Consider the following 6,221-nt stretch of genomic DNA (forward strand, 5'->3'; position numbering starts at 1 on the left):
AGTCAGGACCATAGTGTGGCCCAGGACACAGGTTTCAACGACTTGGGACGAAGCAGGTTACGGACGAGTACGGAACCGGCCCGGGACGCGCGAGAGGCGCCCACCCCCTGCGGGGTGAGCGCCTCTCGTCGGAGGTGCCTGCGTCGCGGTCAGCCCGCGACGCGTGCGATCACTTGAGGGTGATCGTGGCGCCGGCGGCCTCGAGGGCCTCCTTCGCCTTCTCGGCGGTCTCCTTGTTGACACCCTCCAGGATCGCCTTCGGGGCGCCCTCGACGAGGTCCTTGGCCTCCTTGAGGCCGAGGCTCGTGAGGCCACGCACCTCCTTGATGACCTGGATCTTCTTGTCGCCGGCCGACTCGAGGACGACGTCGAACTCGTCCTTCTCAGCAGCGGCATCGCCGGCGTCGGCGCCACCGGCGGCCGGGGCCGCGGCAACGGCGACCGGAGCGGCCGCGGTGACGTCGAAGGTGTCCTCGAACTGCTTCACGAACTCGGAGAGCTCGATCAGCGTCATTTCCTTGAAAGCATCCAGCAGCTCGTCGGTGCTCAGCTTCGCCATGGTTGGCGTCCTTCCTGACTAGAGACCCCGAGGGGGTCCCGATGGTGGATCGGGCTTCAGCCCTCGGTGGTGGCCTCGGCCTCGGGGGCCTCGGCGGGGGTGGCGTCCTCGGAGACCGCGACGGTCTCCTCGGCAGCCGGGGCAGCGCCGCCGGCCAGGACGGACGGGTCCGCCTCGGCCTTGCTCTGCAGCGCGAAGACCGTCGCAGCGGTCTTCGAGAGCGGCGCGTTGAACAGTGCGGCGGCCTTCGACAGGTTCGCCTTCATGCCGCCCGCGAGCTTGGCGAGGAGGACCTCGCGCGACTCGAGGTCGGCCAGCTTGTTGATCTCGTCCGCCGAGAGCGACTTCCCGTCGAGGAAGCCTCCCTTGAGGACGAGGGGGGTGTTGGCCTTCGAGAAGTCACGCAGTCCCTTGGCCGCCTCCACCGGGTCGCCCGTGATGAAGGCGATGGCGGTCGGTCCGGTCAGCAGCGACTCGTCGAAGTCGATGCCGGCGTCCCTGAGGGCGATCTTGGTGAGCGTGTTCTTCGCGACGGCATAGCTCGCGTTCCCACCGAGCGAGCGCCGCAGGTCCTGCAGCTGCTTCACGGTGAGACCGCGGTACTCGGTGAGGACGGCGCCGTTCGACTCGCGGAAGCTGTCCGCGAGCTCGGCGACTGCCGCAACCTTGTCCGGGCGTGCCATGGGTCTCCTTCCAGCACAGATCAGTGCCGAGTGCTGAGCCCACGAGAAACGCCCCGGGCACAGGGCCACGGGGCGCGATGAGATGTCGCTGTCGTGAACCTGCGCGGGCCGCCCTTGCGGGCACTTGGGGAGACTCGGGTGAGTCGCCAACCAGCGGTCTTCGGCTCCGCCATGCTACGCGACGGCCCCCGCCCCGACCAAATCGGTCGGGACGGGGGCCGGCGGCGTGGCTCAGGACATCGCCGCGAACGGGTCCTCGCTGCTGATCTCGGACGCCTTCGGGGCCGCGATGTCGAGGTCCTCGCCCCACTGGCTGTAGTCGACGGTGACCTGGCCGGCGCTGGTGGTCGTCATGCGACGGATGAGGTCGTCCGGGCCGATCCACATCGTGTACTGGATCGTCGCCGGCATGCCCGCCGCGCCCTGGGCGGCGCCGGACTCGGCGAGCTTGGACGTGTCGACGGTGACCTCGTACGGCTGCGCCTGGACGCCGTCGATCTCGACCGGGTCGCCGGTGGCCTCGAAGCCGGAGATGGCCTGGTCCAGCTGCTCGACCTGGGCGGACGGGTCGAGCTGGTCGACCAGGCTGCCGTACTGCTTGCCGATCGGGTTGCTGTCGTCGGTGAGGTCGATCTTCACGTACTTGCCGGACGTCAGCTCGCCCAGGCGCATGTACATGACCTGGTCGACCAGGACCAGGTCCATGGCGCCGGTCTGGCCGGTGTCCATCTTCATCGCGACGGCGGTCTCGGCCGGGTCGTCGCTGACCCGGACGTCGCCCTCGCCGGTGATCTTCTGCCCGGCGGCGTCGACCGTCATCGTCATGTGGCTGGTGCCGGCCTCGACCTGCGCGGCGGCCACCCGCTCGGCGAAGTCGTCCTTCGTCAGGGTGCTCGCCTGGTCGGCGTCCTTCGACGACGACGCCGAGCCGGAGTCCGAGGACGTCTTCTCCGCGTCGCCGTCGGAGCCGCAGGCCCCCAGGACGAGCGCCGCCGCGAGCGCGGTGGCGGCGAGCATGGACGGACGACGTGCCTTCATAGGTGGACCTCTCCCCCGGGTGCTGGTGCGCGGGCGGTCACCCGCACCGCGAGCATACGGCGTGCCCACCGGACGCCGCCGCTCGGAGAACACCTCCCCGGACGGCCGTGGCCCCCTGCCCGCCGGAGCGGACAGGGGGCCACGAACGTGGAGCGAGAGGCGATCAGGCCTCGTCGTCGCTGGCCACCGAGCGCGTGCGGTTCGGGTCGACGGGGACGCCCGGACCCATCGTCGTGGAGACGGTGACCTTCTTGATGTAGCGGCCCTTGGAGCTGCTGGGCTTGAGCCGCAGCACCTCCTCGAGGGCGGCGGCGTAGTTCTCGGCCAGCTGCTGCGTGCTGAACGAGGACTTGCCGATGATGAAGTGCAGGTTGGCGTGGCGATCGACGCGGAACTCGATCTTGCCGCCCTTGATGTCGCCGACGGCCTTGGCGACGTCGGGGGTGACCGTGCCCGTCTTCGGGTTCGGCATCAGGTTGCGCGGACCGAGGACGCGGCCGAGGCGACCGACCTTGCCCATCATGTCGGGGGTGGCGACGACCGCGTCGAAGTCGAGCCAGCCCTCGCTGACCTTCTCGACGAGCTCGTCGGCGCCGACGTGGTCGGCGCCGGCCTCACGGGCGGCGTCGGCGTTGGCGCCGGTGGCGAAGACCAGGACCCGGGCGGTCTTGCCGGTGCCGTGCGGGAGGTTGACGGTGCCGCGCACCATCTGGTCGGCCTTGCGCGGGTCGACGCCCAGACGCATGGACACGTCCACGGTCTGGTCGAACTTGCCGGCGGTCGACGAGGTGGCGAGCTCGATGGCCGCCACCGGGGAGTAGAGCGCGTCGCGGTCGATCTTGTCGGCGACCGCGCGGTACGCCTTGGAACGCTGTGTCATGACTGGCTTCTTTCTGTGTACCAGGAGTGGTCCGGGCCCAGCTGGCCCTGCCACGGGAGGGGGTGGATCAGTCGGTGGTGATGCCCATGGAGCGGGCGGTTCCCTCGATGATCTTCATGGCCTGATCGATGTCGTTCGCGTTCAGGTCCGGCAGCTTGGTCGTGGCGATCTCGCGGACCTGGTCCTTGGAGAGCTTGCCGACCTTGTCGGTGTGCGGGACGGACGAGCCCTTCTGCAGGCCAGCGGCCTTCTTGATGAGCTCGGCGGCCGGCGGGGTCTTGGTGATGAACGAGAACGTGCGGTCCTCGTAGATCGTGATCTCGACCGGGATGACGTTGCCGCGCATGGACTCCGTGGCGGCGTTGTACGCCTTGCAGAACTCCATGATGTTGACGCCGTGCGGGCCGAGAGCCGTACCGACCGGCGGGGCCGGGTTGGCCTGGCCGGCCTGGAGCTGCACCTTGACGAGGGCAGCGACCTTCTTCTTGGGAGGCATGTGTGTTCGGGTCCTTGCTTGTGTGACTGTCGGGTGGACGAACCGGGCCGGTTCAGACCTTCTGGATCTGCGTGAAGCTCAGCTCGACCGGGGTCTCACGACCGAAGATCTCCACGAGGGCCTTGACCCGCGCGGCGTCGATGTTGATCTCGGTGATCGTGGCGTGCAGCGTCGCGAACGGGCCATCGACGACCATGACGGAGTCGCCGACGACGAAGTCGGAGAACTCGACCTTGGGGGTCTTCGCGACGGGCTGGTCGGAGGACGTCGCCGCCGGAGCGGCCTCGGCCTCCAGCACCGGGGCGAGCATCTGCTCGACCTCGGTGAGGCTCAGGGGGACGGGCTGGTGGGAGTTGCCCACGAACCCGGTGACCGACGGGGTGTGGCGGACGACGCCCCACGACTCGTCGGTGAGGTACATGCGGACCAGGACGTAGCCCGGCAGCACGGTGCGCTTGACCAGCTTGCGCTGGCCGTTCTTGATCTCGGCGACCTCCTCGGTCGGCACGACGATCTCGAAGATGTCTTCCTCGGCGTTGAGCGAGACGATCCGGTTCTCCAGGTTCGCCTTCACGCGCTTCTCCATGCCGGAGTACGTGTGGACGACGTACCAGTCGCCGGGCTGGGTGCGCAGGCGGTCGCGGAACTCCTCGAGCGGGTCCTGCGCGTCCTCGACGTCCGCCGCAGCCTCCGCCTCGTCGGCGTCGTCGACCTCGACCGGCGTCTCGTCGTCGACGGTCGGCTCGGCCGCCTCGTCGGACTCGGGCGCGTGGTCGTCGGCCTCGCGGGCCTCCGCGGAGGGGTCCTCGACGGCGTCGACCTCGTCGGCCGCGACCTCGTCGGTGGCGGTGTCGTCGAATGGCTGCGTCACGTTAAGTCTCTCGATCCTCGGTTGCGGGGGCTCAGGCGAAGAGCGCGAAGACGGCCTTGCCGAACCCGTAGTCCAGGCCGGACACGATCGCCATCATGACCAGCACGAACACCAGGACGACGAAGAAGTACTGCACGACCTGCGGGCGCGTGGGCCACACGACCTTGCGCAGCTCGGCGACCACCTGGCGGTAGAACGTGATCGGCGACGTGCGGCCGCGCTTGGCGACTGCCTCGTGGTGCTCGCTCACTGGTGCCTTCTCTCGTCGTGTCCTCGGTCGCACGGCACGAGGGACTTGAACCCCCAACCTTCGGTTTTGGAGACCGATGCTCTGCCAGTTGAGCTAGTGCCGTTCGGTGCCCCACCACGTCGACCCGCCCGCACGAGGGCATGGCAAGTCAGCGTGACAATTCACCGGTGCGGTCAAGTGTAGAGGGTGCGTCCGCACGAAGTCGAACCGGTGGCCCGCCGGGCGTGAGGGCGCCTCGCGGACGCGGTAGCGTCGCGGCCGTGGGCACCGACCGAGCGCAGGACCGACCGAGCGGGCCGCGCAGCCTGACCGCGCTGCCGAAGGCGCACCTGCACCTGCACTTCACCGGGTCGATGCGGCACGCGACGCTGCTCGAGCTCGCCGAGCGCGACGGCGTCCGCCTGCCGCCCTCGCTCGTGGAGGAGTGGCCGCCGCAGCTGGCCGCGACCGACGAGAAGGGCTGGTTCCGCTTCCAGCGGCTGTACGACGTCGCCCGCTCCGTGCTGCGCACCGAGGACGACGTGCGCCGCCTGGTGCGCGAGGCGGCCGAGGACGACGTCGCCGACGGTGCGGTCTGGACCGAGATCCAGGTCGACCCCTCCGGCTACGGCGGACGCTTCGGCGGCATCACCGCGTTCACCGACCTCGTGCTGGACGCCGTGCGCGAGGCCGAGCGCAGCACCGGCCTGCGGATGGGCGTCGTCGTCGCCGTCAACCGCACCCGGCACCCGCTGGACGCCCGCACGCTCGCCCGTCTCGCCGCCCAGTACGCCGGCCGCGGGGTGCTGGGCTTCGGGTTGTCCAACGACGAGCGCCGCGGCGTCACCGAGGAGTTCGCCCCCGCCTTCGCCATCGCGAGCCGAGCGGGCCTGGCCTCGGTGCCGCACGGCGGCGAGCTGCTGGGCCCGGCGCACGTCACGCAGTGCCTGGACCACCTGCACCCGGACCGGCTGGGGCACGGGGTCCGGTCCAGCGAGGACCCGCGGGTGCTCGACCGCGTCGCTGCCGCCGGCGTCGCCCTGGAGGTCTGCCCCAGCTCGAACGTGGCCCTCGGCGTCTACCGGACGATCGAGGAGGTGCCGGTGCGCACGCTCGTCGAGCACGGCGTCCAGGTCGCCCTCGGCGCCGACGACCCGCTGCTGTTCGGCTCGCGCCTGGCCGGCCAGTACGCCCTGCTGCGCGCGGCCCAGGACTTCAGCGACGCCGAGCTCGCCGAGCTCGCCCGCATGTCGCTGCGCGCCAGCCGCGCGCCGCAGGACGTGCGGGAGCCGGCGCTGGCCGCCGTCGAGGAGTGGCTGCGCGGCTAGTCTGGCCCGGTGAGCAGCCAGGAGCCCGGGACCCCCGACGGAGCCGACGGACCGCAGCGTCCCGGTGACCCCCAGCCGTCCGACCCGCCTGCGGGCGGGACGCCGTCGTGGGGCGCCCAGCCCGACGGCCCGCCCCC

At 70.5% G+C, this 6,221-nt stretch carries 8 protein-coding genes and 1 tRNA gene; 1 reads left to right on the forward strand and 8 read right to left on the reverse strand.

The annotated features are described in order from the left end of the window. Window positions 1–169: 169 nt before the first annotated feature. From rplL to E0W78_RS14505, 8 genes are all read right to left on the reverse strand, one after another. Window positions 170–559, reverse strand: a complete 390-nt coding sequence (gene rplL / locus E0W78_RS14470) for a 50S ribosomal protein L7/L12 (RefSeq protein ID WP_131404639.1) — start codon at window positions 557–559, stop codon at window positions 170–172. 56 nt (window positions 560–615) lie between these two features. Further along, window positions 616–1,242 carry a 50S ribosomal protein L10 gene (gene rplJ, locus E0W78_RS14475; protein ID WP_019143683.1) on the reverse strand — a complete coding sequence of 209 codons (627 nt, stop codon included), beginning with the start codon at window positions 1,240–1,242 and terminating at the stop codon, window positions 616–618. A gap of 231 nt (window positions 1,243–1,473) precedes the next feature. Beyond that, window positions 1,474–2,280, reverse strand: coding sequence for an LppX_LprAFG lipoprotein (locus tag E0W78_RS14480; protein WP_131404640.1), 807 nt, complete (start codon window positions 2,278–2,280; stop codon window positions 1,474–1,476). 163 nt (window positions 2,281–2,443) lie between these two features. After that, window positions 2,444–3,160, reverse strand: coding sequence for a 50S ribosomal protein L1 (rplA, locus tag E0W78_RS14485; protein ID WP_131404641.1), 717 nt, complete (start codon window positions 3,158–3,160; stop codon window positions 2,444–2,446). A gap of 67 nt (window positions 3,161–3,227) precedes the next feature. Further along, window positions 3,228–3,656 (reverse strand): 50S ribosomal protein L11, encoded by a 429-nt coding sequence (gene rplK / locus E0W78_RS14490; RefSeq protein ID WP_019143686.1) that lies wholly within the window; start codon window positions 3,654–3,656, stop codon window positions 3,228–3,230. Between the two features lie 52 nt (window positions 3,657–3,708). Beyond that, window positions 3,709–4,527, reverse strand: coding sequence for a transcription termination/antitermination protein NusG (nusG, locus tag E0W78_RS14495; protein WP_242686365.1), 819 nt, complete (start codon window positions 4,525–4,527; stop codon window positions 3,709–3,711). A gap of 31 nt (window positions 4,528–4,558) precedes the next feature. Further along, entirely contained in the window at window positions 4,559–4,777 is a 219-nt protein-coding gene (gene secE / locus E0W78_RS14500) for a preprotein translocase subunit SecE (RefSeq protein WP_242686366.1), read from the reverse strand. 30 nt (window positions 4,778–4,807) lie between these two features. Then, a tRNA-Trp gene (locus E0W78_RS14505) sits at window positions 4,808–4,880 on the reverse strand. 157 nt (window positions 4,881–5,037) lie between these two features. Here E0W78_RS14505 and E0W78_RS14510 point away from each other — a divergent pair. Further along, window positions 5,038–6,084: an adenosine deaminase gene (locus tag E0W78_RS14510; protein ID WP_278249440.1), complete on the forward strand. Its 1,047-nt coding sequence runs from the start codon at window positions 5,038–5,040 to the stop codon at window positions 6,082–6,084. Window positions 6,085–6,221 lie beyond the last annotated feature (137 nt).

The organism is Aeromicrobium sp. IC_218 (genome assembly GCF_004336805.1).
Lineage (GTDB): Bacteria > Actinomycetota > Actinomycetes > Propionibacteriales > Nocardioidaceae > Aeromicrobium.

Coding starts and splice junctions, on each gene's coding strand:
- rplK (WP_019143686.1), bottom strand. CDS start 3,656: ATGCCTCCCAAGAAGAAGGTCGCTGCCCTCGTCAAGGTGCAGCTCCAG.
- rplJ (WP_019143683.1), bottom strand. CDS start 1,242: ATGGCACGCCCGGACAAGGTTGCGGCAGTCGCCGAGCTCGCGGACAGC.
- rplA (WP_131404641.1), bottom strand. CDS start 3,160: ATGACACAGCGTTCCAAGGCGTACCGCGCGGTCGCCGACAAGATCGAC.
- rplL (WP_131404639.1), bottom strand. CDS start 559: ATGGCGAAGCTGAGCACCGACGAGCTGCTGGATGCTTTCAAGGAAATG.
- E0W78_RS14480 (WP_131404640.1), bottom strand. CDS start 2,280: ATGAAGGCACGTCGTCCGTCCATGCTCGCCGCCACCGCGCTCGCGGCG.